The organism is Variovorax sp., assembly GCF_965279555.1.
Classification (GTDB): domain Bacteria; phylum Pseudomonadota; class Gammaproteobacteria; order Burkholderiales; family Burkholderiaceae_C; genus Variovorax.
Genome location: NZ_OZ257247.1, coordinates 1,665,912 through 1,691,490 on the forward strand (window position 1 = coordinate 1,665,912; position 25,579 = coordinate 1,691,490).

The following is a 25,579-nucleotide window of genomic DNA, read 5'->3' on the forward strand; positions in this document are numbered from 1 at the left end:
GTGCCCGCGCTGGCCTCAGTCCAGCCGCAACGAGCCGAGCCGCGCGACGATCAGGTCGTACAGCGTCTGCGCCGCGACCGACAGGCTGCCTTCGCGCCGCTGCACCAGGTACAGCGTGCGCGTGAGCGCGGGCAGGGGCAGCGGGCGGGTCACCAGCGTTTCGCGCTGGAAATGGAACAGCGTGAGCGCCGGCACCACGCTGATGCCCAGCCCTGCTTCGACCAGCCCCATGACGGTGGCCAGGTGCTCCACCTCGAACACCGCGTTCAGCCGCTGCGGATGCAGCGCGGCGTCAAGCGCCTGTCGCACGCTGCTGTTGCGCGCCATCTGGATGAACGGATGCGGCGCGATTTTCTTGACCGTGAGGCGCGGCTCGCGCGCCAGTGGATGGTCGGCCCGGCACACCAGGTGAAATCGGTCGCTGCACAGCTTGCGCGCGCGCAGGTCGCTGCCCGCCGCGGCCTCCGCGCCCGAGGCGGCGAGCGCGAAGTCGGCCTGGCCGGCGCGCACCAGCGCGATACAGGCGTCTGACAGCGCATCGTCCAGGTCGATGCGGATGCCGGGCCAGGCCTGCATGAATTCCGCGAACACTGTGGGCAGCCAGCCGGCCGCGAGCGAGGGCAGGGCGGCCACGCGCACGCGCCCCTTGCGGCGCTCCACGTGGTCGGCCAGGTCGACCATCGCATTGCCCATGTCGTCGAGCAGCCGGCGCGCCGAGCCTTCGAACAGCAGGCCCTCGGGCGTGAGCTGCACGCTGCGCGTGTCGCGGTCGAACAGGCGCGTGCCGACGGCGTCTTCGAGCGTGCGTATCAGCGCGCTGAAGGCCGGTTGCGACAGATGGCTGGTCTGCGCCGCGCGCGTGAAGTTGCGGTGCTCGGCCAGCGCGAGAAAGGCGCGCAGCTGCCGCGTGGAGAGGTCTGGCGTCTTTTTCATGTCTCTGGCTTCCGGTGGCCGGATACGTTATTTGAAAAGCGGATCAATCGATCCGTATTTTCGATTTTACGGATGAGGGAGGGCTGCCTACAGTGCGGCTCGATGAACTCCATTGCTGCAACGCCCACGCTGTTGATCGGATGCGCGGCCGGCTTCTCGGGCGACCGCACCGACGCTGCCGGGCCCGTTGTCGACATGCTGATCGCGCGCCTCGCGCAGGGCCCGGCGGGGCGGCGCGCGTTCCTCATCTTCGAGACGCTGGCCGAGCGCACGCTGGCGCTGGCGCAATTGCGCCGCCGCGCCAACCCCGATGCCGGCTACGAACCGCTGCTCGACGACATGCTGCGGCCGGTGCTGGCGCGCTGCCTGGCGCATGGCATCCGCATCGTGAGCAACTTCGGCGCCGCCAACCCGCGAGCCGCCGCCCGGCACATCGCCCGCATGGCGCGCGAACTGGGCGCCAGTGCCCCGCGCATTGCGGTGGTGGAGGGCGACGACCTCTCGGGCGCCGAACATCGCGCAGTGCTGCGCGAAGCACTCGGCGCGCGGATGGAAGGGCTGAGCGTGGTCAGCGCCAATGCCTACATTGGCGCCGAGCCGATCGCTGCCGCGCTCGACGCGGGCGCCCAGATCGTGGTGTGCGGCCGGGTGGCCGACCCGTCGCTCACCGTGGGGCCGGCCATGTCGCACTTCGGCTGGCGCGCCGACGACTGGGACCGGCTGGGCCGCGCCACCATGGCCGGCCATTTGCTCGAATGCGGCGCGCAGGTGTGCGGCGGCTACTTCGCCGACCCCGGCTACAAGGATGTGCCGGGCCTCGAGTCCGTCGGCTTTCCCATCGCCGAGATCGACGCCGACGGCGGCTGCGTCATCGGCAAGGCCGACGGCACCGGCGGCCTCGTGACCGAAGCCACGGTGAAGGAGCAACTGCTCTACGAAGTGCACGACCCCGCCGCCTACCTGACGCCCGACGTGGTGGCCGACATCGCCGAAGCGGAGGTGCGTGCATTGCCGGGCGCGGACCGCGTCGAACTGCGCGGCGTTTGCGGGCATGAGCGGCCGCACAATTACAAGGTCAATGTGTGCCATGAAGGCGGCTGGCTGGCCGAGGGCGAAATTTCCTACGCCGGCCCTCGCGCCGAAGCGCGCGCGCGGCTTGCGGCCGACGTGCTGAAGAAACGGCTCGACGGCCTTGAACTGCGCATCGACCTGATCGGCGCGCTGAGCATCCTCGGCGACGACGCGGGCCGTGCGCTGGCGGACACGCCCGACAGCGGCCTGCGCGACGTGCGCCTGCGCGTCGCGGCCACCCATGCCGACCGTGCCCAGGCCGAACGGCTCGGCCGCGAGGTGACGGCGCTCTACACCTGCGGCCCGGCCGGCGGTGGCGGCGTGCGCACCGCGCTCACGCCGCGGCTCAACACGCTGTCGTGCCTGCTGTCGCGCGAGGCGGTTCCGGTGCGCTTCGAACTGCTGGCCGCGGAGGAACTCGCATGAGCAAGATTCTTGAAGACACCATCGACGTGCCTCTCTACCGCGCGGCCCACGGACGCACCGGCGACAAGGGCGACCGTTCCAACATCAGCGTCATCGCCTGGCATGCCGGGCTGTATCCGCTGCTGGCCGAGCAGCTCACGCCCGAGCGCGTGGCCGTGCAGTTCCGCCATCGAGCGCCGTCGCAGGTGCAGCGCTTCCTGTTGCCGAAGCTGCATGCGATGAACTTCGTGCTCGACGCGGTGCTCGACGGCGGCGTCAACGATGCGCTGAATCTCGATGCGCACGGCAAGGCGCTTTCTTTCCTGCTGCTCGACATGCCCGTTCGCGTGCCGCGCTCGCTCGTGCCTTTGCTGGCCGGGCCATAGCGCCGGCTTTCACTTTTTCTACTGCCCATTCAAATCCGGAGACAAACAATGAAACGATTTCCCCTGACCGTGCTGACCACCGCACTGGCGCTTGCGCCGCTGCTGGGCCATGCACAGGCCTTCCCCGAGAAAGCCATCACCTTCGTCGTGCCCTTCGCGGCCGGCACCGCCACCGACCAGATCGCGCGCGCACTCGGCAACCAGATCGCGACCGAGACCAGGCAGGCCGTCGTCATCGACAACAAGGCCGGCGCCAGCGGCTTCATCGCCTCGCAGAACGTTGCGAAGGCGCCTGCCGACGGCTACACGGTGCTGATCACCACCAACACCACGCATGCCGCCAACGAGCACCTGTTCAAGAAGCTGCCCTACGACCCGGTGAAAGACTTCGCACCCGTTGCCGCCCTGGGCAAGGGCGGGCAGATCATGGTGGTCAACCCGTCGTTTCCTGCGAAGAGCGTGGCCGAGTTCATCGCGCTCGCGAAGAAGGAGCCGGGCAAATACAGCTTCGGCAGCGGCAGTTCGTCGAGCCGCATGGCGGGCGAACTGCTGCAGCAGATGGCCGACATCAAGCTGCTGCACGTGCCCTACAAGAGCAACACGCTCGCCGTGACCGACCTGCTGGGCAGCCAGATCAACATGATGATCACCGACACCGCCACCGGCCTGCCGCAGGTCAAGGCCGGCAAGCTGCGCGCGCTGGGCATCTCCAGCTCTGCGCGCTCGCCGCTCGCGCCCGACCTGCCCACCATTTCCGAAGCCGGCGTGAAGGGTTACGAGATGGGCTATTGGTTCGCCGCCTATGCGCCGGCGAAGACGCCGCCCGCCGTGGTCAAGCGGCTCAACGAACTGCTGGTGAAGGCCGCGAAGAGCGAGGCGGCGAAGACCGCGTTCTACGAACCCACCGGCACCGAGGTGTTCACCACCTCGCCCGAAGAACTTGCGAAGTTCCAGGCGGCCGAGTCGCAGAAGTGGGGCCGCATCGTGAAGGCCGCCGGCATCGAGGCCGAGTAGCCCGCGCGCCGTAGCGCTTCCTTAAGCGGTGTGCACTGAAAAGCCCGTCTTGCCCGGCGCGATGTCCTCGCGCGGGGTGAGCGCGGGAATCTCGTAGTCGCCGGCGTTCTGGCGGCGGAACGGGATCGGTTCGGTCGTGAAGAGCGTGTCGAGCCGCTGTCCCAGTTCCCCGGTGATGCGTGCATAGGCGGCATCGTCGATCTTGTTCGTGCGATGCACCGCGTAAGGCGGCAGCACGTCGAAGCCGGGGTAATAGAGGATGCCGTGCTGGATGGGAAGCAGCAGGTCGTCCATCGGCCCGTTGATGCCGCGCGGCGCGTAGTGCGATTGGCTGCGCGAGCAGATCGCGGCCAGCCTCTGGAGGGGCTCAAATGGGGTCCAGGGCCTTCGCTGCTGTGTCCACGTCGCGGTGAAGAGGCAGCCAGAGCGTGAACCGGGTGCCGGCGCTGCCGGATTCCCAGCTCACCTTGGCGCCGATGGCCTGCGCACGCTGCTGCTGGTTGCGCAGCCCGCGGCCATGCCGGCGCAGGGCCTCTTCCACGGCGAAACCCTCGCCGTTGTCCTCGATCACCACGCAAACGCCGTCGTCTGTTGTCGCGGTGCTGAAGCAGATGGTGGAGGCCCGCGTGTGGCGCAGCACGTTGGCAACGCATTCCTGAACGATCCGCAGGATGTGCAGCGCGCTGTTCGGGTCCAGCCAGGCCAGCACGGGCACGGGCTGCACCTCCCAGCGCAGCGCGACGCCGGCGCTCTCGATGCGCGGCGCCAGGCGAAAACGCAGGGTCGCCAGCAGCAGCAGCAGGTCGGCGTCGACGCTTTCCATGGAGTCGATCACCAGCTTCAGGTCTTCCATGCAGCTCTTGAGCACGCTCGAAATCTCGGCCTCGTTCATGGTGCCGCGCTCGACCGAGCGGATGGCGCTGATCAGCGATGAACCCAGGCCGTCGTGCATGTCCTGCATCAGGCGCCGCCGTTCGGCATTGAGCATCTGCTGGTTCTCGATCACGCGCAGGCGCTGGTAGCTTTGCTCCAGTTCGGCCTCGCGTGCCCGCAGCCGCAGGACCAGTTCCGTATTCAGCCGTCCCACCTCGGCAAACGCGCCGGTGTAGCGCTGGAACATGATGAAAGAGAACACGAAGAACAGGCCGATGACGGCGTAGGGCGAGGTGTACACGCTCTCCGGGCTGACCAGGTTGTTCTGCAGGAGCCCGTCGTAGGAGGTGAACACGACGGCGAAGACAGTCCAGCCCGCCACCAGCCGGCCCTCGGGCAGTTGCGCCCGCAAGGCCTTGCGCAGGTTCACGGCAAAGATCAGCACCGCCACGGGCAATACCGCCAGGTTGAGCAGCGGCGTGAATAGGTACAGGCTGACGATCGACGTCGACACATGCGGCAGCGTCGCGATGTTGCAGGCCAGCGTCAGGCCCAGCGCCAGCCGGGTCAGCCAGGCCGAGGGCTGCTGGTGCAGGCGCTGCAGGAACAAGTGGATGAGGACGATCAGCCAGAGCAGGCTGGCCACGGTCACCCATTCGAACCATTCGTCCGAAATCGGCAGGTAACTGCCGCCCACGTAGTAGTGAAGCATCCGCAGGAACGCCACTGCCGAGATGGCGGAGAACAGCAGGTAGAGCGATTCGCGCCGCTTGCCCAGCCACACCGCGAATGCGAAGGCGCCCACCGCCAGGAACGCCGCGCTGCCCATGAACGGCAACTGCACCTGCAGCATCTGGCGCGACTGGTAGCGCCAGGCCAGGGCATTCTCGTCGCCCACCCACACCGTGGAGAACCCGCTTCCGCTGTTGCGCAGGCGGTCGACCCGGATCAGCAAGGACTTCGGCGACAGCGTATTCGCGGTCGCGTTCAGCGGCAGCAGCAGCGGATGGTTGTAGCCGTTGTGGATGGGGCTGCCGTGCGACTGGTAGAGCAGCACGCCGTCGCCGTAGACGGCAATGTGCCCCAGGGTTTTCCAGCGCGGGAGGTAGAGAACGCGTTGCTGCGTCGTCCGGGGCTGGCCCGACAGGTCGATGCGGTACCAGTCGGTGACGGCCCGCATGCCGCTCGAGGCCGTGGGCACGAGTTCACGCAAGGCCGTGTACGGGAGGCTGACCGGCTTCCAGCCGGCGCTCGGCAGCGTGGCGTCTTCGATGTGCTGGGGCGGGAGGGAATAGCCCGTACCGGTAACGGACAGCAGTTCCGCCCGGGTGATGTGGACGGCGGTGTAATTGCTCTGCGGCGATTCATCGGCGTGCGCAAAGGGCAGGACGGCCAGCAGCAGCGCCAGCCAGAGCTTTGCGATCGACCGGCCGATTCGCCAACAGCCTTTGCGGCCAAGCCTCATAGATCGCTTCTGCCTTGGAAATCTTGTTCAGCTTGCTATAGGTGCGCCGGATGAATGCCGGGACCGGCCCGCTTCCGCGCGGCCGCCATTATGTCGTTGGCCAAGCCGCCTTCCCCCTCGCCGGGGAATACTTTTTCGTGACAGGCAGGGGCGCAGGGCAGGCTTTGCCCACCCCGGGGTGGAGGGGCGTGTCAGGCGGCCGGACGGACCCAGGCCGCCAGCAAGGCGAGCCAGCGCGCCTTCCAGGCGGCGGTGAACGCGATCGTCAGCGCGGCGCCGGCCAGCGTCATGAACCACACGAGCGAAGCCATCGAGGCGTGGTCGACCGCCAGGCACAGCAGCAGCGATGCCAGCAGCCCCGATACGCCAAGCACCCGAAGCAGCACGACCGTGCCGCGCGACGCGGGCACCGGGCCGAACGCCTGTTCCCAATGAACATCCATGGCCAGCGCCAGCCAGCCCAGGCCGGCGATGTTGGCCGCCACGGCCAGCAGCAGGAGGAGGGCGTCAGGCACGGGCGCTCTCCTCCACGCCGGCGGCAGCCGCGCGAGGTCTCGCCACGGCGGGGGCCATGCCGGCGCGGCGGCCGAGCTTGCGTGCCGCCATTACCGCGACCGCCGCGCTCGCGAGCATGAACAGGTCGACCCCGGCCACGGGCCAGTAGCCCTGGCCGATGGTGCGCAGCAGGTGGTCCCCGGTGGTCGCCCAGTTCAGCAGCACCGCAGCCACGGCCATGGCGGCTACGGCCCAGCACTGCTCCGCCCAGGCCGGCGCCATGCGCGCTTCGGCGACGGGCGCGGTGCGCCAGATGGCGTGCGCGAACGCGAGCAGCCATGCGCCGCAGAAGATGTACTTTTCCCAGTCGCCGCGCGCCGGCAGGTCGTCCGGCAGCAGGCGGTTGCCGATCAGCATGGCGAGCGTGGCGACGAGCATGCCGGTCACGGTGCTCACCGCGAAGGCATCGACCCAGCGCGCGCCGCCGCGCTCCTGCTTCGCATGCTGGCGCTTGCGCTTTTCCACGAAGAAGACGAAGCCGGTGGCAATGCACGCGCAGCCCGAGAGGCCGCCCAGCACATACAGCCACCTCAGCAGCCAGTGGCGGAAGTGTTGCAGGTGCAGGCCTGTGAGGAAGGTGTTGACGCTGGCCACGGGCGTGAGCGGCGGGTCTTCGCGCAGCACTTCGCCGGTCGAGGCCTTGAAGTGGATGCCTTCGCCGGTCAGCGCGATGCGGTCGGTGCCGGCGCGGTACACGCTGACGTAGCTGTTGGCGTCGCCCACGTGCTGCACGCTGAGGAAGCCGACGTCGCCGGCCATGTCCCTGGCGGCCCAGCGGCGCTTGGCCTCGGCCACCATGGCGTCCACCGAAGCCAGCGTGCCGGGCACGCCCGCGCGGTCGTGCGGCAGGCCGGTTTCCATTGCCTCGTACTTTTCATGCAGGTCGTGCAGCGGCTTGAGCTGGGTGTCGGTGATCGGAAAGTAGATGCTGCCGAAGATCACCAGCCCCGAGAAGGCGAAGATGAAATGGAAGGGCAGCGCCACCACGCCGGTCAGGTTGTGCAGGTCGAGCGTGCTGCGCTGCGTGTGCTTGCGCGGGCGGAAGGTGAAAAGCTCGCGGAAGATCTTGCGGTGCATGACGACGCCGCTGACCAGCGCCACCAGCATGACGAGCGCCGAGAACCCGACGATGAAGTAGCCCAGGTTCTTCCACTCCAGGTGCAGGCTGTAGTGCAGCGGGTAGAAGAACTGGCTGCCGATCTTCAGGTGGTCGTCGGGTAGCAGCCTGCCGTTGCGCGGGTCGATGGTGCGGTCGCCGAAAACGCTGTCTTCGGGGTCCTTGGCATTGGGCAGCTCATAGCTGGAGAACAGGCTGAGCACCGGGTCGCGGTGCGTGGTGTACGCGCCCCAGCTCTTGACCACCGGAAAGCTGTCGGCCATGGGGCCGCTCACGCGGCTGCGGGCCTGCTCGATGCTCTGGGCGCTGGGCTTCATGTCCTGGAAGACGGGCAGCAGCATCTTGTCGAACGACGGCATGGGCTGCGGCTCGAAGCGGGTCGAGGGAATCGCCCAGCGGTCGATCTCGCGGTCGAACACCGAAAGCGAGCCGAAGAAGAAGACGGCCATCAGCACGAAGCCCAGCACAAGGCCGAACCACGTATGAAGCCAGGCCATCGAGAGGCGGAAATTCTGGAACACGGACTTGGGTCTCCTTGCGCGTGCGCGCCAACAATCAGAGCAGCGCGCGCTGCACCAGCCAGGCGGCACCAGCCATGAGCGCGCCGCCGCCGGCCAGCACCAGCCACACACGCGCCAGGCTGTGTGCCGAGAACGCCCAGAGAAACGCGACCAGGAAGACGATGAAGCCGACGATGTAGCCCAGCGCCTCGGCGTCGTGGAATTCCATGCGGGCCGCGAACAGCAGGCCGATGGCCAGGGCGATGAAACCCCAGGTGAAGGCGTAGCCGCCGAGCATGCCGGCGGCAATGCGCCAGGCGATGCGGGAAGGAGAAACGTTTGAAGCGGTCATGCTGTCGAGGCGGCGTGGCGCGGTGGTGAGCCGCGCGGATACGTCTTGAGCCAGGTCGGCCGCCTCGAACGAATAGCCGATTCGACGCCCTGAATCAAATAAGAACTATTCTCATAGTATCTTGATTTCGCCGCCGCAAGCCCTATGCGCTAGCGTCTCGGAGGGCTTTTCGCCGAAGCGGGCGCGGTACTGCGCCGCGAAATGACCGAGGTGAAGAAAGCCGTATTTCTCCGCCGTCTCGCGCACGCTGCCACCGTCGTTGCGCTGCGCCGCCGCCAGCAGGTCGGCCCGTACCCGGTCGAGCCTGAGTTCCCTCAGGAACTCCATCGGCCCCTGGCCCGCATGCTGGCGAAACGCCAGTTGCAACGCCCGCGCACTGCAGCCGACCTCGCGGCACACGTCGGCCAGCGACACCGGCTGCTCGGCGTGCGCAGCCATGAACTCCTGCGCCTTGCGGACTACGCGCGGCATCAGGCCGCGCTGCGCGTCGCCGGCCAGGGCGCCCGAGTGGTTGTGCCGCGCCGACATCAGCAGGCTTGCCATCAGGTAGGCCTCTGCATGCTCGGCCAGGCGACTGCCGCCAGCCTGCAGCGAGTTGCCGGCGTCGAGCGTGAGCCGCAGGTAGTCGATGAAATGCACCAGCGGTGCCAGCGCGGGGTTGTCGAGCGGCACGCCGAGCTCGAACACCAGCGCCTGCCGAACCGGCGCCTGCAGCAGCGCCTCGAGCCGCGACTGCAGCGCCGGACGGGCCAGCCGCACGATCAGGTGCGGACTGTCGTCGGCCCAGCGCATCGAGAGCTGTTCGGTCGGCGACGGCAGCGAGGCGAGGCTGGGCGTGGCTTCGACCTGCTGCGCGCCGCAGCGGATGTCCGCGCCGCCGCGCAGCGGAATCTGCAGCAGGAAGAAGTCTTGCAGATAGCCCGGGTCGATCTGCACGCCCGGGCCGTACTGCACATAGTTGAGGCTCACGTCCCGGTGCAGGCGCGCGCTGTGGTGGCAGGCGTCCAGTTCGGTGCGCGGCCGCAGCATGGTCAGGCCGTGCGGGCAGAACACGCGGGCCACGCTTTCGCGCGCCTCGTCCATGTCGTGGCTTTCGAACAGTCGGTAGCGCTGCAGCGGCAGCCGTGGGGTCGTGGCGGCGGTTTCCATGGGGCTGGGGCACCGTAGCAAAAACCATCCCCGCCCACAATTCGGATCGCCCCTCGTCAAAAACATGCGCGGCAGGGACAGCGCCTGCGCTTGCGGGATGCGTCCGCGCGCTCCGACCTCCTAACGTACGACCCCACGGGCCAGCCCGGCCCGGTCGATCCACCAAGAGGAGAGCCAGCGTCATGTTCAAGGGACTCGAAGGCAAGAGCGCCATCGTCACCGGCGGTGCCACATTGATAGGAGCCGGCGTGGTGCGCGCGCTGCACGCCGCCGGGGTGAAGGTGACCATCGCCGACATCGACGCCGCCAACGGACAGGCGCTGGCGGATTCGCTGGGCGCCGGCGCGCTCTTCGCGCACACCGACATCACCGACGACGCCCGGGTGGCGGCATGCGTGGCCCAGGCCGCGCAGCGGCACGGCGGGGTGCATTTTCTGGTGAACCTCGCGTGCTCCTATGTGGACGACGGCTTCAAGTCGCGGCGCGCCGACTGGCTCACCTCGTTCAACGTGAACGTGGCCAGCGCGGTGGCGATGCTGCAGGCGGTGCATCCGCACATGGTCGAGGCGGGCGGCGGGGCGGTGGTCAATTTCACGAGCATCTCGTCGCGCGTGGCGCAGACCGGGCGCTGGCTGTATCCGGTCAGCAAGGCCGCGATGGCGCAGCTCACCCGCAACATGGCCATGGACCTGGCGGGCGACCGCATCCGGGTGAACAGCGTGTCGCCGGGCTGGACATGGTCGGCCGTGATGGACCGCCTGAGCAACGGCGACCGTGCCAAGACCGACCGCGTGGCCGCGCCTTTCCACCTGCTCGGCCGCGTGGGCGACCCTGACGAGGTGGCGCAGGTGGTGCTGTTCCTGTGCTCGGAACACGCGAGCTTCGTGACCGGCGCCGACTACGCAGTGGACGGCGGCTACGCGGCCATGGGCCCCGAGCAGGCCGTGCCGGCCATTCCCAAGTTGATGGACTGACCAGCAAGCAACCAAGCAACCAAGCAAGCAAGGAGCAAGGCAATGAAGCGAATCGCAATCGTCGGCGCGGGCCAGTCGGGCCTGCAACTGGGGCTCGGCCTGCTGGGCGCGGGCTACGAAGTCACTATGTTCAGCAACCGCACGGCAGACGACATACGCAACGGCAAGGTGATGTCGAGCCAGTGCATGTTCCACACCTCGCTGCAGATCGAGCGCGACCTCGGGCTCGACCACTGGGCCAAGGAATGCCCCACGGTCGACGGCATCGGCCTGGCCGTGCCGCACCCCGAGCAGCAGGGCGCCAAGGCCATCGACTGGACGGCCCGGCTGAACTCGAGCGCGCAGTCGGTCGACCAGCGCGTGAAGATTCCGGCATGGATGGCCGATTTCCAGAAGAAGGGCGGCGAACTGGTCTTCAAGGACGCGGGCATCGACGAACTCGAAACCTGCACGCAAACGCATGACCTCACGCTGGTAGCGAGCGGCAAGGGCGAGATCTCGAAGCTCTTCGAGCGCGACGCCCACAAGTCGACCTTCGACAAGCCGCAGCGCGCACTGGCGCTGACCTACGTGACAGGCATGAAGCCGCGCGAACCGTTCTCGGCCGTGTGCTTCAACCTGATTCCCGGCGTGGGCGAGTACTTCGTGTTCCCCGCGCTGACGACCAGCGGGCCGTGCGAGATCATGGTGTTCGAAGGCATTCCAGGCGGGCCGATGGACTGCTGGGCCGACGTGAAGACGCCGCAGGAGCACCTGGCGCGCAGCAAGTGGATTCTCGACACCTTCACGCCGTGGGAAGCCGAGCGCTGCAAGGACATCGAGCTGACCGACGACAACGGCATCCTCGCCGGCCGCTTCGCGCCCACGGTGCGCAAGCCCGTGGCCACGCTGCCTTCGGGGCGCAAGGTGCTGGGCCTGGCCGACGTGGTGGTGCTCAACGACCCGATCACCGGGCAGGGCTCGAACAACGCGGCCAAGTGCGCCGACGTGTACTTGAAGAGCATCCTCGCGCGCGGCGACGGCGCGGCCGATGCCTCGTGGATGCAGCAGACCTTCGACCGCTACTGGTTCGGCTATTCGCAGTGGGTCACGCAGTGGACCAACATGCTGCTCACGCCGCCGCCGCCCCATGTGCTGAAGCTGCTCGGCAGCGCCGGCGCGATGCCGACGCTGGCCAGCGCCTTCGCCAACGGCTTCGACGACCCGCGCACATTCTTCCCGTGGTTCGCCGACCCGGTGGAGGCCGACCGCTACATCGAAACCTGCGCCGCCACGGCCTGACGACGCAATGAAAAGAAGCGTGGCCATCGTCGGCGCCGGCCAGTCCGGCATGCAGCTTGCGCTGGGCCTGCAGGCGGCCGGGCACGAGGTGACGGTTTTCTCGAACCGCAGCGCGCGGGAGATCCTCGAGGGGCCGGTCATGTCCAGCCAGTGCATGTTCGAGACCGCGCTGCAGACCGAGCGCGAACTCGGGCTCGACTTCTGGGCCGGCGACTGCCCGCGCGTGGAAGGCATCGGCATGACGGTGCGCAACCCGCAGGGCGGCAAGGCCATCGAGTGGAGCGCGCGGCTCGACGGCGCGGCCCAGTCGGTCGACCAGCGCCTCAAGATCCACGGCTGGATGAATGCCTTCGAGCAACGCGGCGGCCGGCTCGTGCTCAAGGCCGTGGGGCTCGAGGCACTGGAGGCGTGCGCGCGCACGCATGAGCTGGTGATCGTGGCCAGCGGCAAGGGCGAGATTGCGAAGCTGTTCGAGCGCGATGCCGAACGCAGCGCCTTCGATGCGCCGCAGCGCGTGCTGGCGCTGACCTATGTGAAGGGCATGAAGCCGGCGCAGCCTTATTCGCGCGTGTGCTTCAACCTGATTCCCGGCGTGGGCGAGTACTTCGTGTTCCCGGCGCTCACGACCAGCGGCCCGTGCGAGATCATGGTGTTCGAAGGCATACCGGGCGGGCCGATGGACTGCTGGGCCGACGTGAAGACGCCGCAGGAGCACCTGGCGCGCAGCAAGCAGATCCTCGAAACCTTCCTGCCCTGGGAGGCCGAGCGTTGCCAGAGCATCGAGCTGACCGACGACAACGGCATCCTCGCCGGCAGTTTCGCGCCCACGGTGCGCAAGCCCGTGGCCACGCTGCCGTCAGGGCGCAAGGTGCTGGGCCTGGCCGACGTGGTTGTACTCAACGACCCGATCACCGGGCAGGGCTCGAACAACGCGGCCAAGAGCGCTCACATCTACCTCCAGCGCATCCTCGAAAACGCCGACGCCTCCTTCGACGCGGCGTGGATGCAGCAGACCTTCGACCGCTACTGGGAGGGTTATGCCCGCTGGGCCACCGACTGGACCCGCAGCCTTCTCGCGCCGCCCACGCCGCACCTGCACAAGCTGCTGCAGAGCGCGACGCACATGCCCGCGGTCGCGAGCACGGTGGTCAACGGCTTCGACGATCCGCGCGCCTTCGCTCCCTGGTGGTTCGACGCTGTGGAGGCCGATCGCTTCCTGGAGGCCAGGGCGCGCGAGGCCGTGGTCGACCGCTTCGACCGCCGCGACTTCCGCAAGGCGCTGGGGCAGTTCTCTACCGGCGTGACCGTCATCACCACCCGCGCCATCGACGGGCGCCGCGTGGGCATGACGGCCAACTCGTTCTCGTCGGTGTCGCTCGATCCGCCGCTGGTGCTGTGGAGCCTGGCGCGCAACGCGCCGAGCGTGGCGGACTTCACGGGCGCCAGCCATTTCGCGATCAACGTGCTGGCGGCGCACCAGCATCACCTGTCGCGCCAGTTCTCGACGCCGCAGGCCGACAAGTTCGGCGGCGTGGATTGCTGCGAGGGCACGGCGGGCGTGCCCTTGCTCAACGATGTCATTGCGCGCTTCGTCTGCCGCAATGTCAGGCAGTATGACGGGGGCGATCACCTCATCTTCATCGGCGAGGTCGAGCGTTACGACCGCTTCGACGGCGAGCCGCTGGTCTTTCACTCGGGCTACTACCAGGTGACGACGCGGCACCCGGAATGTTTGCAGCAATAGAACGGAGAACCCACATGCAAGAGAAAACCAAGGCTTCGGGCCAATACATCCAGATGCAGGCCGCCGACGGCAGCGGCGCCTTCCGCGGCTACCTGGCGCTGCCCGAAGCGGGCACCGGCCCCGGCCTCGTGATCGCCCAGGAAATCTTCGGCATCAACCACACGATGCGCGAGGTGGCCGACTACTACGCCGAGGAAGGCTACGTGGTGCTGGTGCCCGACCTGTTCTGGCGCCAGGAGCCCGACGTGGAGCTGGGCTACAGCGAAGCCGACTGGCAGCGTGCCTTTGCCCTGTACGGCGGCTTCGACGAAGCCAAGGGCATGCAGGACATGCAGACCGCCATCGACGCGCTGCGTGCCCGCACCGAAGTGACGGGAAAGAAGGTCGGCGTGCTGGGCTTCTGCCTTGGCGGCAAGCTCGCCTACCTCAGCGCCTGCCGCACCGACGCCGACGCGGTGGTCGGCTACTACGGCGTGGGCATCGACGCCGCGCTGGGCGAGGCCGACAACATCAAGTGCCCGCTGACCCTGCACATCGCCGAGCTCGACAAGTTCTGCCCGCCCGAGGCGCGCGACCGCATCCTGGCTGCGCTCAAGGGCCGGCCCGGCGTGCAGCTGCATGTCTACCCCGGCATGGACCACGCCTTTGCACGCGCCGGCGGCGAGCATTTCCACAAGCCCTCGGCGCTCATGGCGCACGAGCGCAGCATCGCCACGCTGAAAGACGCCATCGGCCCGCACTACGACCTCTCGGCGCTGTGGGACAAGCACTGCGAATACGAGTTCGGCACGCGCAACGTCGACGACACCATGAGCACCATGGTTGCCGAGCCCTACGTCAACCACATCCCGACCATGACCGGCGGCGTGGGCTACAAGGACCTGCACGCCTTCTACACGAACCACTTCGTCAACAGCAACCCGCCGGACACCGCGCTCACCTCCATCTCGCGCACCATCGGCGCCACCCAGGTGGTCGACGAACTGCTGTTCAGCTTCACCCACACCACCGAGATCCCGTGGATGCTGCCGGGCGTGGCGCCCACCGGCAAGAGGGTGGAAGTACCGCTGCTGGCCGTCATCAAGTTCCGCGGCGACAAGCTCTATCACGAGCACATCTACTGGGACCAGGCCAGCGTGCTGGTGCAGGTCGGCCTGCTCGACCCCAAGCTGCTGCCGGTGGCGGGCATCGAGACGGCGCGCAAGCTGCTGGACGAGACCTTGCCGTCGAACACGTTGATGCGCTGAGGCAATGAGGCCGGGCCGGCGCGGTCCGGCCACGGCATAGGCCATCCGTCGAATGCACAGCGGCGGCTTCCCTGCCTAGCATGCAGTGCATCGCCGTTCTTGCCGACGCCTTCGATGACTCAGACTGCTTTCATGGCCCGATTCATGCGCGTCGCCTGCGCGGCATCGCTGTCATTGCTGCTTGCCGGTGCGTTCGCCGCAGAGCCCGCCAAGGACCATCCGCTGGTCGGCCGCTACGAGGGCGCGGTGCTCGACGGCTACAAGGCCGCCGCGTACGACGAGGTCGGCCTCATCAAGGAGCCGTTCCAGAACTGGGGCGGGGGCAAGCCCGACCTGCTGCAGGTCGAGGGCAAGGTCACGCTCTACCTTTACCGCTTGCCCAAGGAGCGCTCGCTGCTCGAGGTGCAGCGCAACTACGAGTCCAGCCTCAAGGCCAAGGGCTTCGAGGTCCTGTTCACCTGCGGCACGGCCAATGCGTCGTGCTACAGGCCGCGCCCCAACAGCGTGGACACGAACACGCCCTACGACTTTGCGCTGGCCTTCGACAACCCCGAATGGCCGCGCCTGGGCAGCCGGGGCGACTATGCGCGCAACTACTTCGCGGTGAGCGGCCGCTACCTGCTCGCGAAGAAGACCGGACCCACGGGCACCGTGTACGCCAGCATCGCGCTGGCCGAGCACAACGCCGACGTGGGCAACCACGCCTTCGTGCGCGTGGTCGAGACCAAGGCGATGGAGGACAACAAGATCGTCTTCGTCGATGCCACGGCCATGCAGAAGAGCCTGGCGGAGACGGGGCGCATCAACCTCTACGGCATCCTGTTCGACCTGGACAAGGACATCATCAGGCCCGAGTCGCAGCCCACGCTCGACGAAATGACCAAGCTCATGCGCGCCAACCCGCCGCTGAAGCTCTCGGTGGTGGGCCACACCGATGCGCAGGGAGACGCGAAGCACAACGACGACCTCTCGAAGCGCCGCGCGCTGGCGGTGATCGCGGTGCTGGTGAAAGCCGGCGTGGACCCGCGCCGTTTCACGACCCGTGGCGCGGGCTCGGCCGAGCCGGTGGCGCCCAACGACAGCGAGGCGGGGCGCGCGAAGAACAGGCGGGTCGAACTGATCCGGCTCTGAGCGGCCGGCTTCCTCAGCTCTTGAGCACGGTGAACAGCGTCGCCCAGTTGCCGGGCGCGGCCTCGACCAGCGCGTTCAGGTGCGCCTGCAGCCGCGCGGCCACTTCCTGCAGCGTGGTGCTGCCGGCAACGGGCTCGTCGCCCGCGACCTGGCCGATCCACACATCGGCGTCCTCGGTGCCGGCTTCTTCCGGCACTTCCCAGCCGCCCGCCGCGCCCAACAGGTAGCGCAAGTGGTAAGGGAGCCCGAAGCCGGGCTCGGGCGTGCCTTCGCGGCGTACGCGGCCCAGGCTTGCGATGGTGGCAGCGAGCGCGCGGCTGTCGAATGTGCGGGCGGGCTCGTCGCTGCACAGCTCCGAGCCTTCGACGGCATGGCCCACGAGTTGGCTCCAGTAAGCCTCGTCGTGCGCGCCGTCGCGCTGCGTCATGTGGCGGCTGGCAAAGCGGGCCATGAGCGCGGGGTCGGCAATGAGCGGCGACAGCACGAGGTCGCTGCGGAAGTCGAAACCGAAGAAATACATGGTGCCGTCCAGCCTGATCGCCTCGATGCCGCCCAGGTGCCCGTTGCGGCCCGCCAGGGGAGGCGGCACGGAGGGGCCCGCTTCCTTGGCGGGCGCGGGCGGAGGTTTCTTCCTGAAGAAATCGAACATCCGAAGATCCTTTGGGGGAGTTCCAGTGCCCCGCGATGTTCGCACCTTCTTCAGATGACCGGCACGCTGGTCTCCTTCAGCACGCGCAGCACGAAGTGCGACTTGCTGTGCCGGATACCGGGGATCTTGTAGAGCTTCTCGCGCAGCAGGCGTTCGTAGTCGCGGGTGTCGCGCACGGCGATGCGGATGTAGTAGTCGTAGTCGCCGGAGACCAGGTAGGCCTCCTGGATCTCGGGAATGGTCGCGAGCACGCGGCCGAAGTCGTAGAGGGTTTCGTCGGTGTGGCTCTCCAGCGTGACCTGCACGATCACCGAGTCGTGGTAGCCCAGCTTGGCCGGATCGACATCGACCGTGTAGCGCTTGATGACGCCCGTGGCCTCGAGCTTCTTGATGCGCGTCCAGCAGCTGGTGGGCGACAGGCCGACCTCGTTGCCGATCTCCTGTAGGGTCTTGCGGGAATCCAGCAGCAGCACGCGGAGGATCGCCAGATCGGTCTTGTCGAAAGATCCTTCGTTGTCACCGATGATTTGCCGATTGATCTTCATGAATCGAGTCCAAAGAGCCAAAAGAAAGAAGCATATTTTGCGCTCAAGCCGGAAGAATTGACGGCATGCGACTGCTCGACCTACCCCTCACGCCCTCCCTGTCCCTCCACCCCGAGGCGCCCCCCGTGGTGCGCAACGGTGCCGAAGCCCTGCTCGACACGCTGGTCGAGTGCGGCGTCGACACCATCTTCGGCTATCCCGGCGGCGCGGCGCTGCCGCTGTACGACGCGCTGCATGGCGAGCCGCGGCTGCGCCATGTGCTGGTGCGCCACGAGCAGGCGGCGGTGCACGCGGCCGAGGGCTACGCGCGCAGCACCGGCCGGGTGGGCGTGGTGCTGGTCACCTCCGGCCCCGGCGTGGGCAACACCATCACCGGGCTGCTGGACGCCATGAGCGACTCGGTGCCGGTGCTGTGCATCAGCGGGCAGGTGGCGACCGCGGTGATCGGCACCCAGGCTTTCCAGGAGAGCGACGCGCTGGGCATGTCGCGCTCGGTGACCAAGTGGAACCGCCAGGTGCGCTCGGCGGACGACGTGCCTTCGCTGGTGCGGCGCGCACTCGAGATCGCCACCACCGGGCGCCCCGGGCCGGTGCTGCTCGACGTGCCGAAGGACATCCAGCTCAACCGCCTCAGCCATTCTCCCGAGCCGGCGCCGCTGCGCGCGCTGCGCACCAGCCGCGCCGCGATGCCGCCCAAGGCCATGATGCAGCGCGCGGCTGATTTGCTGTCGACGGCGCGCCGGCCGGTCATCTACGGCGGCGGCGGGCTCATCAACTCCGGCCCCGAGGCCTGCGAAGCCTTCACGCGACTGGTGCACCTGCTGCATGCGCCGTGCACGCTCACGCTGATGGGGCTGGGCGCCTTCCCCGCGTCGGACCCCAAGTTCATCGGCATGCTGGGCATGCACGGCATGCTCGAGGCCAACCTCGCGATGCACGAGGCCGACCTGGTGGTGTGCATCGGCGCGCGCTTCGACGACCGGGTCACCGGCAAGCTCGACGAGTTCTGCCCGCATGCACGCAAGATCCACATCGACATCGACCCCGGCAGCATCAACAAGGTGGTGCACGTCGACGTGCCGATGGTGGGCGACTGCGCGGCGATCCTCGAAGGCCTGCTGGCGCTGCTGCCAGGGAGCTTTGCCCCCGAGCGGCTGGCGCCTTGGTGGGCATGCATCGAACGCTGGCGCGCCGAAGACTGCCTGGCCTTCGAGACGCGCGAGGACGCGATCCTGCCGCAGCAACTGATGTCTTCGCTGCAGCGTGCCATTGCCGGGCGCGACGCGATCGTCTCGACCGATGTCGGCCAGCACCAGATGTGGGCCGCTCAATACCTGCGCTTCGACAGCCCGCGCCGCTGGCTTACCTCCGGCGGCGCCGGGACCATGGGTTACGGCCTGCCGGCCGCCATCGGCGCGCAGATCGGGCACCCCGAGGCGCTGACGGTTTGCGTGAGCGGCGATGCGTCGGTGCTCATGAACATCCAGGAGCTGTCTACTGCCGTGCAGCACCGAGTGCCGGTGAAGCTGGTGCTGTGCAACAACGGCTATATGGGCATGGTGCGCCAGTGGCAGGAGCTGAACCACGGCAACCGCCTGAGCCACAGCTGGAACGAGGCGCTGCCCGACTTCGTGGCGCTGGCCAAGGCCTTCGGCTGGGGCGCGCGCCGCGTGACCGACCCGGCCGAGCTGGAAGAGGCGCTGGCCGAATGCCTGGCCAGCGAGGGGCCGTTCTTTCTCAACGTCGAGGTGGCGGCGCAGGAGAACTGCTTTCCGATGATGCCGTCGGGGCACGGACATCACAGGGTGATGCTGGCGAAGGACAGGTGGTACGAGGGGGAGTGAGGGCAGGGGACTGACAACATCGCTCGAGTTTTTGCCCGAGCTTTGATCAGTGCGCATGCGCTTCTTGCACGCGGCGACGCGCTCGGCACACGTCGCCGCAGCGCGCCTCAGGGGGCCTGAACCGGCGTGACCTTGCGGATCAAATTGCCGAAGGTGTCGGCGACATACAGCGTGCCCGCTGCGTTGATCGTGAGCCCTTGGGGCTGATTGAACGTGGCAGCCTTGCCGATGCCGTCTTGCCCACCCTTGTTGCCCTCTTGGCCGGCGAGCGTGGAGACCACCCCTGCCGGTGTGATCCTGCGCAACAGGCTGTTCCCGAAATCGGCCACGTAGACATTGCCGTCCGCATCGACAGCGACGCCGCGAGGACTGGAGAAAGTCGCGGATTTCCCGGGTCCATCGGTGGCACCGGGCGTCCCCGTCCCTGCAAATGTCGTGACCACCCCGTCGGGGGTGACCTTGCGAATTCGATTGTTCTCGGAGTCGGCGACGTAGAGGTTGCCTGACACATCGATGGCAATGTTGTAGCCGCGCCCGAATTTCGCGTCGGTTTTCGTGCCGTCGGCAAAGCCCCGCGGGCTGCTGCCGGCCAGCGTGGTGACATCGCCGGCCGGGGTGATCTTGCGGACGACGGCGCCGCCATACTCCAGAACGTACAGATTGCCGACAGCATCCGCGGCCACCGACACGGGCGTGTTGAAGGTGGCGTTGGTTCCGTTGCCATCGGTCGTGGTGTTCGTGCCGTTGCCCGCCACCGTGGTCACATCGCGCGTCGGCGTGATCTTGCGGATTCGGTGGCCTTGGGCGTCCGCGACGAAGGCGGTGTCGGTTGCATCCACGGTGAGGCTGGCGAGGTCTTCGAACGATGCGTTGGTGCCGTTGCCGTTCACTGTCGCGAAGTTTCCGTTGCCAGCAAACGTAGTGACGTCGGCCTCGGGCGAAATCTTGCGCACGATATTGTTTCCCCAGTCGCCGATGAGCAGACCACCATCCTTGGTGACGGCGATGCCCCAAGGCAGCAAGAACGATGCGGCGCTACCCTTGCCGTTGGCAGCGCCCGAGGTGCCGGTGCTGCCGGCGAGCGTCTCGACCTTGGCCGCCGCGGCAGAGCAGGCCACCGTCACGTCGCTCACGTCGGCCGAAGCCTTGCCGGTGCCCTTGGTGACGGTGCAGAACTGCCACAGGGGTTGCGTACGGACGCTCACCTTGTAGTCCGAGCCCTCGACCAGGGGCGTTGCAAAGGTGAACTTGCCATCGGCCGACAGCTTGAGGTCGTCGCCGCCATTGTTTTGCAGCACTAGGTGGCCGGCGAGGCCGGTGACCGTGCCGCCAATGGAATGGTTCACGACGGGCGGCACCGTCGCCGGTGCGACCACCGGCAGAAAACCACCCCCGCCGCCGCCCCCGCCGCACGATGCCACCAACATGACCGCACCGGCCACGGCGCCGATTCGCGCGACCGAGCTTGCTTGACTGAAAAGCATCTTGACCCCTCTTTATGGTTGTATGACTCAGCAAAAAGAAGCCCACTGCCGACGGGCGTGCAGTGGGTTTCTAAATGTCAATTATTGTTAATGACGGTGTCTGAAGGCATCCCCTGAATTTGGTATTTTTCGCGGTCGGCCATCTCAAACAGAGAGTGCTATGCCCATCGCATCGACGACTTGCCCGAGGGGAGAGGGAGCAAGAAAAGAGGGTTGAAACGCTGCACGCTCTCGCGCAGCGCATCGAGCGCCCGCCGCTGCGCACGGATCGCCGATGCGGAGGGCAAGCGCTGCGCCGTCGTCACGCAGACGCAACTGGCGCTCGATTCGGCTGCCTGATCTATTGAGTGGACGGACGGACCAGCGTTCGTCAGGAGTGCCCGTCCACCCGCATCTGGAACAGGAAGTAGGGCGGAATGCAGGCGCCGCGTCCTTCGGGCTGGCCGTCGGCCTGCGCGCAGATGTAGTCGTCCCGGCAGGGCTGCTGCGCGGAGCAACTGCGCAGGTTGCCGGGGCGCGTGTGCTTGGCCAGGCATTCGCCGAACGGCTTCTTCGCGGCGAGGCAGCTGTTGAAGTCGCTCAGGATGGCGATGCCGCCGCAGGTGCCGTTCGGGTCCTTCGGATCACAGGGGCCCGAGCACATGCCGCCCGGGAAGCCGACCGAGGTTTTCTCGCACACGGAGGCCGCGCCTTCGCAGGAGATGCGCGGCAGCTTCTCGGCGCGGTCGAGCCAGGGGTTGGCCGACGGCGTGATGCGCGTAGGCTCGCAGCGGGCGCCGACCGTCGCGGGCTCGGCGGCGGTGTTTGCTTCCAGCGGCTCGGCCAGCGGGCGGAACGGATCGGGCCGGGGCGTCGACAGCGAGGCCCGCACATACGCCGTGCGCCGCGCCAGTTCGTCTTGCACATGGGGCGAGTGCGGTACCGCGAGTGCATTGCCGGTGGTGAAGGTGCGCGATGCGCCACGGCGGTCCACGCCCAGCAGGTGAAAGCCGGCCACCGCGCGGCTCTGGTGGCAGCCCATGCAGCTCAGGTCGTCGAGGCGGCGCAGCAGCGCCTGCGGCGATCGCAGCGTGCGGCTGCCGGGCTCCGCCTGCCATTCGCCGGGCGCGAACACCTGTTCGAAGGGGCGGTTCGCGAGCCGCTCCAGCCCGCGCGGCGCGACCGACACGGCTTCGGTGGCAAGGAACCTCTCGGGGATCTGCAAGGTCGCCTCGTCGAGCGCGCGCAGGTTGTCCGGCTGGCGCAGCCACTGCTGCAGTTCCTTGCGCAGAGGCGCGCTGGCCTTGAGCTTCGCGACATCGGGCGTGTTCTCCAGCGGCTTTACCTCGTAGCGCTTCGTGCCCGCGTTCCAGCGGAAGGCGCGCAGCATGTACTCGGCATGGCCGCCCAGGTCGGGCCGCACCGCCGAGGGCCAGCGCACGCTCTGCAGGTTGGTCGTGAGCTGCGATATGCGCGCGTGCTCCAGGCGCTTCGGCGCCAGCGGGCCGTCGGCCGACACCAGCCAGCGGCCCAGCGCCTCGTCGCCGGTCATGGCCTGCGGCGGCTGCCAGAGGCGGGCCGTGGCCGCGCAGCTGCCGTCGGCGTCGGGTGCGTCGCCGCGCAGTTCGACGTTGACGGTCATCGGCAGGCGTGACTGCATCGTGGCGGTGCGGTAGGCCAGCCGGTACACCAGCCGTGTCTCGCCGCAGGCGCCGTTCTGGAAGGGCCGCCGGTCCATGCGGTTGGCAACGCCGACCAGCTCGAAGAACGCATCGGGGCTCGCCAGCCAGCGCGCGTCGAACAGCCGGTGCGGATAACGCGCAACGCCGACGCCGGCCTGCCGGTCGCGCCGCTGGATGCCGGCGAGGCTGTCGCCCAGCGGGCCGGTGATGGCGCGCCACGCGGCTGAACGCGCCAGCGCCTCGTTGGTGGCGACGCCGTCGCTCGATGCCGGCGTTGCCGCATCGAACCAGCGAGCGAAGCCGGCGCCGGAGCGCTCGGCCGTCCGCAAGGCGGCAGGCGCGGTAACGAGCAGCACCGGCTCTGCGGCATTCGTGGCGCTCGCCACGAAGCTAGTTGCTACGGTGAGGACCAGCGCGAGGAGCAAGGGCAGGCGGTGTCTGAGGATTTGCACGCGGGCGATTGTGCCGCGCACGCAGCGCACTGCCGGGCCGCTGCGCAGTCAGTCGGCGATCAATGCCGCATCGACGCGCCGCACGCGGTGGTCGATGTAGTAGCCGCCGAACTCGGTGTAGCGCAGCACCAGCAGCGAGCATGCGGCGCAGCGGTACACGTTGCAGCGGTTGAACGGAAAGTGCGTCACCGAGATCGGCGCATCGGGCGAGTCGTAGCGCGTGCCGCCGGGGTGCCATTCCTCGAAGGTCGGTTCGTACAGATCGGGATCGCGCAGCGTGCCGACCTGCTGCATCAAGGCTTCGGGCCAGCGCTCTTCGGTGATGCTTTCCCAGGCGGCAGCGTCCTGAAGGCGACAGGCGCAGGGCGATGCGGCAGGGTTGGATGCAAGGGCGAGTTGCCGCAGTCCGGCGGCGTCGAGGGGAGATGCGGGTGTGTTCATGCGCGTGCCTGTGTGGCAACTGCCGCCAATGGAGCGGGGCTTTGCATGATACGAGGCCGGCCCGCGCCTGTATGGCCGACACGCCGAGTCAGACAAGGCCGCTATCTGGCGTAGATCTCTGCGCCCAAGGGTGCGCACGAACTGCGCTGCGGCGATTTGTCTGGAAAAATGCATTTCAATGACAACAGAACCGCTGCCGACAACACAACAACAAAAGCTCCGGGTGCTCCTGGTCGAGGACGACGCCGACACGCTCGCCACCACCTTGAAGCTGCTCGAGGCCCTGGGGCACTGGGCGACAGGCGTGAAGAGCGCCGAGGCCGCGATCGCGCGTTTCTTCGATGGCGCTTTCGACGTGGTGATGGTGGACATCGGCCTGCCCGCGCTGTCGGGCCACGACCTGGCCGAACGGCTCCTGCATGACCATCAGGTGCCGGTGATCTTCGTGACGGGGCAGGCCGAGCCGGCCACGGCAATGAAGGGCACTGTGTGGCTGCGCAAGCCTTACACGGTCGAGCAGCTGACGCAGACGCTGGAGCGCTCGCTGGCCGAGGTGAGGTAGCGGGCCAGGCGGGCGGGATCACTGGCGTACAAGACGCGGCCGCGAGCGGGGCCTATCGTGCGGCGGTCTTGAACTCGCACGCACCCCATGTCATCTTCTTCCGCGCCTTCTTTCACTCCTCCCTTCACTTCTTCCGGCCGCAGCGCGCTCGTGCAGGCGCCGCCCTGGCACTACGCCGGCTGGATGGTCAACGTCGCATTCGAATTCGATGCCGCACGCGGCGCAGCGCTGGTGCCTGCGGCGCTCGGCACGGCCACCGGCAAGGGCTGCGTCCACTTCGCCGACTGGCAATCGTGCGGCAATGACGGGCGCGAGCTGCTGGACCCCGTCTATGCGCAGTACCGCGAGACCATCGTCGTGCTCGAGATCGCGGCCGGGCAGGGCGGCGGCGATGTGCGCTTCTACTGTCCGCTGATCTACGTCGACCAGGACATCTCGCTGCTGCGCGGCTGGCTGCAGGGCTGGCCCAAGAAGATCGGCAGCACCTGGCTCACGCGCAGCATGCCGCTGATCCACCCCGCAGCGGCACCCCTGAGCGCGGGCAGCCGGCTCGGCGCGAGCCTGAGCGTGAAGGAGCGGCGGCTGGTCGATGCCTCGGTCACGCTGTCGGGCGAGAAGGCCGAGCGGCGATTGGGCTTTCTGTCGGCACCTACCGTGGGCGCCGTCGGCTGGCCCGACCTGACGCAGCCGGGCAGCGGTGCAACGCCGCGCTACCTGCGCGCCGACATCATCGACCGCGTCGAATCGGGCTGGATGGCAGGCAGCGCGAGCTTGCGCTTCCATGAACATCCGGTGGAAGAACTCGCGCTGCTCGGGCCGGTGGAAGCGACAGCGGCCAGCGCGGGCTGGACCGGCCTCACGGTGCGCGGTGCGCTGCAGGCATGACGACGCCGGCGGCGCTACCCTTGGCGGGATGAGTTCGCCCGCCGCCGCTTCGCATGTCATCGGCCTTCCGATGGAGGACGGCGCGCAGGTCGAGGCGATGTTCGCGGCCGACCCCAAGGCGCACTTCGAACTCCATTGGCATGCCGAGTGGAGCGTGGGCGCCATCCTCGAAGGGCGCTGCGAATTCACCTGCGCAGGCGAGCGTTGCATTGCCGAGGCGGGCGATATGGTGCTGATGGCGCCCTTCATGCTGCACACGGCCGGCGTGAGCGCACAGGGCTTTCGCATGGTGATGCTGTATGTGCCGCACGCCTGGGTCGGGGCGCGGTTCGGGTGGCCTGCTGGACTGCGGGGCGAACTGCTGAAGGGCGTGTGGCAGGACGCCGAGACGGCCGATGCGCTCGCTGCCGCTGCGCTGTCGGAAGACGGCGTTCGGGTCGGGCGGCTGCTGGAGCAGGTCTTGAGCGCACAGACCGGCCGCGAGCTGGTGCCGGTCGAGCGCCGTGCGGGCGACGAACGCGTCGAGGCAATCTGCGCGGCCCTTGAGACCGAAGACGCCTGCCGCATCGACCCCGGCGCGCTGGCGTCGAGGCTCGGCGTGTCACGTGAGCACTTTCATCGCCTGTTCCGCCTTGCCGTGGGTATGGCGCCGGCCCACTATGCGCGGCTTGCCCGCATCGGCCGGGCCAAGGCTCTGCTGCGCGAAGGCAGCGCGCAGGCCGACGTGGCGGCGCAATGCGGCTTCACGGACCAGGCGCATTTCTCGCGGTGGTTCCGCCGCTGCTTCGGCGTGACGCCGGGCAACTACATGGCTCGGGAACCCGGATGCGGGTCTTTACCGATTGAATGAATGAACTCT

24 protein-coding genes and 2 pseudogenes are annotated in these 25,579 nt (G+C 68.0%); 14 read left to right on the plus strand and 12 right to left on the minus strand.

The genetic code is table 11. The annotated features are described in order from the left end of the window. Nucleotides 1-15 precede the first annotated feature (15 nt). The gene (locus tag ACQY8B_RS07975) at nt 16-933 is read right to left on the minus strand and encodes a LysR family transcriptional regulator (RefSeq protein WP_422086210.1); all 918 of its coding nucleotides are present in this window, start codon (nt 931-933) and stop codon (nt 16-18) included. Nucleotides 934-1,035: 102 nt separating this feature from the next. Here ACQY8B_RS07975 and ACQY8B_RS07980 point away from each other — a divergent pair, with 102 nt between their 5' ends. The 3 genes from ACQY8B_RS07980 to ACQY8B_RS07990 are packed head-to-tail and all read left to right on the plus strand — an operon-like array spanning nt 1,036 to nt 3,809. Then, nucleotides 1,036-2,430 carry an acyclic terpene utilization AtuA family protein gene (locus ACQY8B_RS07980; protein ID WP_422086211.1) on the plus strand — a complete coding sequence of 465 codons (1,395 nt, stop codon included), beginning with the start codon at nt 1,036-1,038 and terminating at the stop codon, nt 2,428-2,430. Then, nucleotides 2,427-2,795 carry an AtuA-related protein gene (locus tag ACQY8B_RS07985; protein ID WP_422086212.1) on the plus strand — a complete coding sequence of 123 codons (369 nt, stop codon included), beginning with the start codon at nt 2,427-2,429 and terminating at the stop codon, nt 2,793-2,795. The genes ACQY8B_RS07980 and ACQY8B_RS07985 overlap by 4 nt, the downstream gene beginning before the upstream one ends. A 48-nt stretch (nt 2,796-2,843) precedes the next feature. Next, nucleotides 2,844-3,809: a Bug family tripartite tricarboxylate transporter substrate binding protein gene (locus ACQY8B_RS07990; RefSeq protein ID WP_422086213.1), complete on the plus strand. Its 966-nt coding sequence runs from the start codon at nt 2,844-2,846 to the stop codon at nt 3,807-3,809. Between the two features lie 21 nt (nt 3,810-3,830). On the opposite strand, the pseudogene ACQY8B_RS07995 reads toward ACQY8B_RS07990, so the two are convergent. The 6 genes and pseudogenes from ACQY8B_RS07995 to ACQY8B_RS08020 all read right to left on the minus strand — a co-directional run. After that, nucleotides 3,831-4,139, minus strand: a pseudogene (locus ACQY8B_RS07995) (NAD(P)H-dependent oxidoreductase); the annotation flags it as partial. A gap of 37 nt (nt 4,140-4,176) precedes the next feature. After that, nucleotides 4,177-6,147 (minus strand): ATP-binding protein, encoded by a 1,971-nt coding sequence (locus ACQY8B_RS08000; protein WP_422086214.1) that lies wholly within the window; start codon nt 6,145-6,147, stop codon nt 4,177-4,179. Nucleotides 6,148-6,338: 191 nt separating this feature from the next. Further along, nucleotides 6,339-6,662 (minus strand): DUF3325 domain-containing protein, encoded by a 324-nt coding sequence (locus tag ACQY8B_RS08005; protein ID WP_422086215.1) that lies wholly within the window; start codon nt 6,660-6,662, stop codon nt 6,339-6,341. Continuing rightward, entirely contained in the window at nt 6,655-8,340 is a 1,686-nt protein-coding gene (locus tag ACQY8B_RS08010) for a PepSY-associated TM helix domain-containing protein (protein ID WP_422086216.1), read from the minus strand. The genes ACQY8B_RS08005 and ACQY8B_RS08010 overlap by 8 nt, the downstream gene beginning before the upstream one ends. A 34-nt stretch (nt 8,341-8,374) precedes the next feature. Then, nucleotides 8,375-8,671, minus strand: coding sequence for an iron uptake protein (locus ACQY8B_RS08015; RefSeq protein WP_422086217.1), 297 nt, complete (start codon nt 8,669-8,671; stop codon nt 8,375-8,377). A 111-nt stretch (nt 8,672-8,782) separates the two neighbouring features. Beyond that, nucleotides 8,783-9,820, minus strand: a complete 1,038-nt coding sequence (locus ACQY8B_RS08020; RefSeq protein WP_422086218.1) for an AraC family transcriptional regulator — start codon at nt 9,818-9,820, stop codon at nt 8,783-8,785. 182 nt (nt 9,821-10,002) lie between these two features. On the opposite strand from ACQY8B_RS08020, the gene ACQY8B_RS08025 reads away from it, so the two are divergent. The 6 genes and pseudogenes from ACQY8B_RS08025 (at nt 10,003) to ACQY8B_RS08050 (ending at nt 16,197) form a co-directional block, all read left to right on the plus strand. After that, complete coding sequence (locus ACQY8B_RS08025) at nt 10,003-10,794, plus strand: SDR family oxidoreductase (RefSeq protein ID WP_422086219.1); 792 nt, start codon at nt 10,003-10,005, stop codon at nt 10,792-10,794. Nucleotides 10,795-10,836: 42 nt separating this feature from the next. Beyond that, nucleotides 10,837-12,075 (plus strand): styrene monooxygenase/indole monooxygenase family protein, encoded by a 1,239-nt coding sequence (locus tag ACQY8B_RS08030; protein ID WP_422086220.1) that lies wholly within the window; start codon nt 10,837-10,839, stop codon nt 12,073-12,075. A gap of 7 nt (nt 12,076-12,082) precedes the next feature. Continuing rightward, nucleotides 12,083-13,318, plus strand: a pseudogene (locus tag ACQY8B_RS08035) (styrene monooxygenase/indole monooxygenase family protein); the annotation flags it as partial. Continuing rightward, on the plus strand, nt 13,292-13,819 hold the full coding sequence (locus tag ACQY8B_RS08040; protein WP_422089169.1) for a flavin reductase family protein: 528 nt from the start codon (nt 13,292-13,294) through the stop codon (nt 13,817-13,819). The pseudogene ACQY8B_RS08035 and the gene ACQY8B_RS08040, both read left to right, overlap by 27 nt. A 14-nt stretch (nt 13,820-13,833) precedes the next feature. Next, nucleotides 13,834-15,066, plus strand: a complete 1,233-nt coding sequence (locus ACQY8B_RS08045; RefSeq protein WP_422086221.1) for a dienelactone hydrolase family protein — start codon at nt 13,834-13,836, stop codon at nt 15,064-15,066. 132 nt (nt 15,067-15,198) lie between these two features. Next, a complete protein-coding gene (locus tag ACQY8B_RS08050) occupies nt 15,199-16,197 on the plus strand; it encodes an OmpA family protein (protein ID WP_422086222.1) in 999 nt (332 codons plus the stop codon). Between the two features lie 13 nt (nt 16,198-16,210). Here ACQY8B_RS08050 and ACQY8B_RS08055 read toward each other — a convergent pair whose 3' ends face one another. Next, nucleotides 16,211-16,846, minus strand: a complete 636-nt coding sequence (locus tag ACQY8B_RS08055) for a hypothetical protein (protein WP_422086223.1) — start codon at nt 16,844-16,846, stop codon at nt 16,211-16,213. Between the two features lie 50 nt (nt 16,847-16,896). Then, nucleotides 16,897-17,391 (minus strand): Lrp/AsnC family transcriptional regulator, encoded by a 495-nt coding sequence (locus tag ACQY8B_RS08060; RefSeq protein ID WP_172839876.1) that lies wholly within the window; start codon nt 17,389-17,391, stop codon nt 16,897-16,899. 65 nt (nt 17,392-17,456) lie between these two features. Between ACQY8B_RS08060 and ilvB the strand changes: the two genes are divergently transcribed. After that, the gene (ilvB, locus tag ACQY8B_RS08065) at nt 17,457-19,235 is read left to right on the plus strand and encodes a biosynthetic-type acetolactate synthase large subunit (RefSeq protein ID WP_422086224.1); all 1,779 of its coding nucleotides are present in this window, start codon (nt 17,457-17,459) and stop codon (nt 19,233-19,235) included. A 107-nt stretch (nt 19,236-19,342) separates the two neighbouring features. Here the strand turns inward: ilvB and ACQY8B_RS08070 are convergent, their stop codons facing one another. Continuing rightward, the gene (locus tag ACQY8B_RS08070; RefSeq protein ID WP_422086225.1) at nt 19,343-20,719 is read right to left on the minus strand and encodes an NHL repeat-containing protein; all 1,377 of its coding nucleotides are present in this window, start codon (nt 20,717-20,719) and stop codon (nt 19,343-19,345) included. Between the two features lie 213 nt (nt 20,720-20,932). Here ACQY8B_RS08070 and ACQY8B_RS08075 point away from each other — a divergent pair, with 213 nt between their 5' ends. After that, complete coding sequence (locus ACQY8B_RS08075; RefSeq protein WP_422086226.1) at nt 20,933-21,058, plus strand: hypothetical protein; 126 nt, start codon at nt 20,933-20,935, stop codon at nt 21,056-21,058. 31 nt (nt 21,059-21,089) lie between these two features. Here ACQY8B_RS08075 and ACQY8B_RS08080 read toward each other — a convergent pair whose 3' ends face one another. Together ACQY8B_RS08080 and ACQY8B_RS08085 are read right to left on the minus strand one after the other, a co-directional pair. Beyond that, nucleotides 21,090-22,832: a hypothetical protein gene (locus ACQY8B_RS08080; protein WP_422086227.1), complete on the minus strand. Its 1,743-nt coding sequence runs from the start codon at nt 22,830-22,832 to the stop codon at nt 21,090-21,092. Nucleotides 22,833-22,880: 48 nt separating this feature from the next. Next, entirely contained in the window at nt 22,881-23,273 is a 393-nt protein-coding gene (locus tag ACQY8B_RS08085; RefSeq protein ID WP_422086228.1) for a hypothetical protein, read from the minus strand. Between the two features lie 178 nt (nt 23,274-23,451). Between ACQY8B_RS08085 and ACQY8B_RS08090 the strand changes: the two genes are divergently transcribed. From ACQY8B_RS08090 to ACQY8B_RS08100, 3 genes are all read left to right on the plus strand, one after another. Then, nucleotides 23,452-23,835, plus strand: coding sequence for a response regulator (locus tag ACQY8B_RS08090; protein WP_422086229.1), 384 nt, complete (start codon nt 23,452-23,454; stop codon nt 23,833-23,835). A gap of 87 nt (nt 23,836-23,922) precedes the next feature. Next, nucleotides 23,923-24,720, plus strand: a complete 798-nt coding sequence (locus tag ACQY8B_RS08095) for an acetoacetate decarboxylase family protein (protein WP_422086230.1) — start codon at nt 23,923-23,925, stop codon at nt 24,718-24,720. Nucleotides 24,721-24,748: 28 nt separating this feature from the next. Continuing rightward, nucleotides 24,749-25,570 (plus strand): AraC family transcriptional regulator, encoded by an 822-nt coding sequence (locus ACQY8B_RS08100; protein ID WP_422086231.1) that lies wholly within the window; start codon nt 24,749-24,751, stop codon nt 25,568-25,570. Nucleotides 25,571-25,579 lie beyond the last annotated feature (9 nt).

Coding starts and splice junctions, on each gene's coding strand:
- ACQY8B_RS08095 (WP_422086230.1), top strand. CDS start 23,923: ATGTCATCTTCTTCCGCGCCTTCTTTCACTCCTCCCTTCACTTCTTCC.
- ACQY8B_RS08090 (WP_422086229.1), top strand. CDS start 23,452: ATGACAACAGAACCGCTGCCGACAACACAACAACAAAAGCTCCGGGTG.
- ilvB (WP_422086224.1), top strand. CDS start 17,457: ATGCGACTGCTCGACCTACCCCTCACGCCCTCCCTGTCCCTCCACCCC.
- ACQY8B_RS08045 (WP_422086221.1), top strand. CDS start 13,834: ATGCAAGAGAAAACCAAGGCTTCGGGCCAATACATCCAGATGCAGGCC.
- ACQY8B_RS08030 (WP_422086220.1), top strand. CDS start 10,837: ATGAAGCGAATCGCAATCGTCGGCGCGGGCCAGTCGGGCCTGCAACTG.
- ACQY8B_RS08085 (WP_422086228.1), bottom strand. CDS start 23,273: ATGAACACACCCGCATCTCCCCTCGACGCCGCCGGACTGCGGCAACTC.
- ACQY8B_RS07975 (WP_422086210.1), bottom strand. CDS start 933: ATGAAAAAGACGCCAGACCTCTCCACGCGGCAGCTGCGCGCCTTTCTC.
- ACQY8B_RS08060 (WP_172839876.1), bottom strand. CDS start 17,391: ATGAAGATCAATCGGCAAATCATCGGTGACAACGAAGGATCTTTCGAC.
- ACQY8B_RS07985 (WP_422086212.1), top strand. CDS start 2,427: ATGAGCAAGATTCTTGAAGACACCATCGACGTGCCTCTCTACCGCGCG.
- ACQY8B_RS08015 (WP_422086217.1), bottom strand. CDS start 8,671: ATGACCGCTTCAAACGTTTCTCCTTCCCGCATCGCCTGGCGCATTGCC.
- ACQY8B_RS08100 (WP_422086231.1), top strand. CDS start 24,749: ATGAGTTCGCCCGCCGCCGCTTCGCATGTCATCGGCCTTCCGATGGAG.
- ACQY8B_RS08050 (WP_422086222.1), top strand. CDS start 15,199: ATGGCCCGATTCATGCGCGTCGCCTGCGCGGCATCGCTGTCATTGCTG.
- ACQY8B_RS08000 (WP_422086214.1), bottom strand. CDS start 6,147: ATGAGGCTTGGCCGCAAAGGCTGTTGGCGAATCGGCCGGTCGATCGCA.
- ACQY8B_RS07980 (WP_422086211.1), top strand. CDS start 1,036: ATGAACTCCATTGCTGCAACGCCCACGCTGTTGATCGGATGCGCGGCC.
- ACQY8B_RS08055 (WP_422086223.1), bottom strand. CDS start 16,846: ATGTTCGATTTCTTCAGGAAGAAACCTCCGCCCGCGCCCGCCAAGGAA.
- ACQY8B_RS08070 (WP_422086225.1), bottom strand. CDS start 20,719: ATGCTTTTCAGTCAAGCAAGCTCGGTCGCGCGAATCGGCGCCGTGGCC.
- ACQY8B_RS07990 (WP_422086213.1), top strand. CDS start 2,844: ATGAAACGATTTCCCCTGACCGTGCTGACCACCGCACTGGCGCTTGCG.
- ACQY8B_RS08020 (WP_422086218.1), bottom strand. CDS start 9,820: ATGGAAACCGCCGCCACGACCCCACGGCTGCCGCTGCAGCGCTACCGA.
- ACQY8B_RS08025 (WP_422086219.1), top strand. CDS start 10,003: ATGTTCAAGGGACTCGAAGGCAAGAGCGCCATCGTCACCGGCGGTGCC.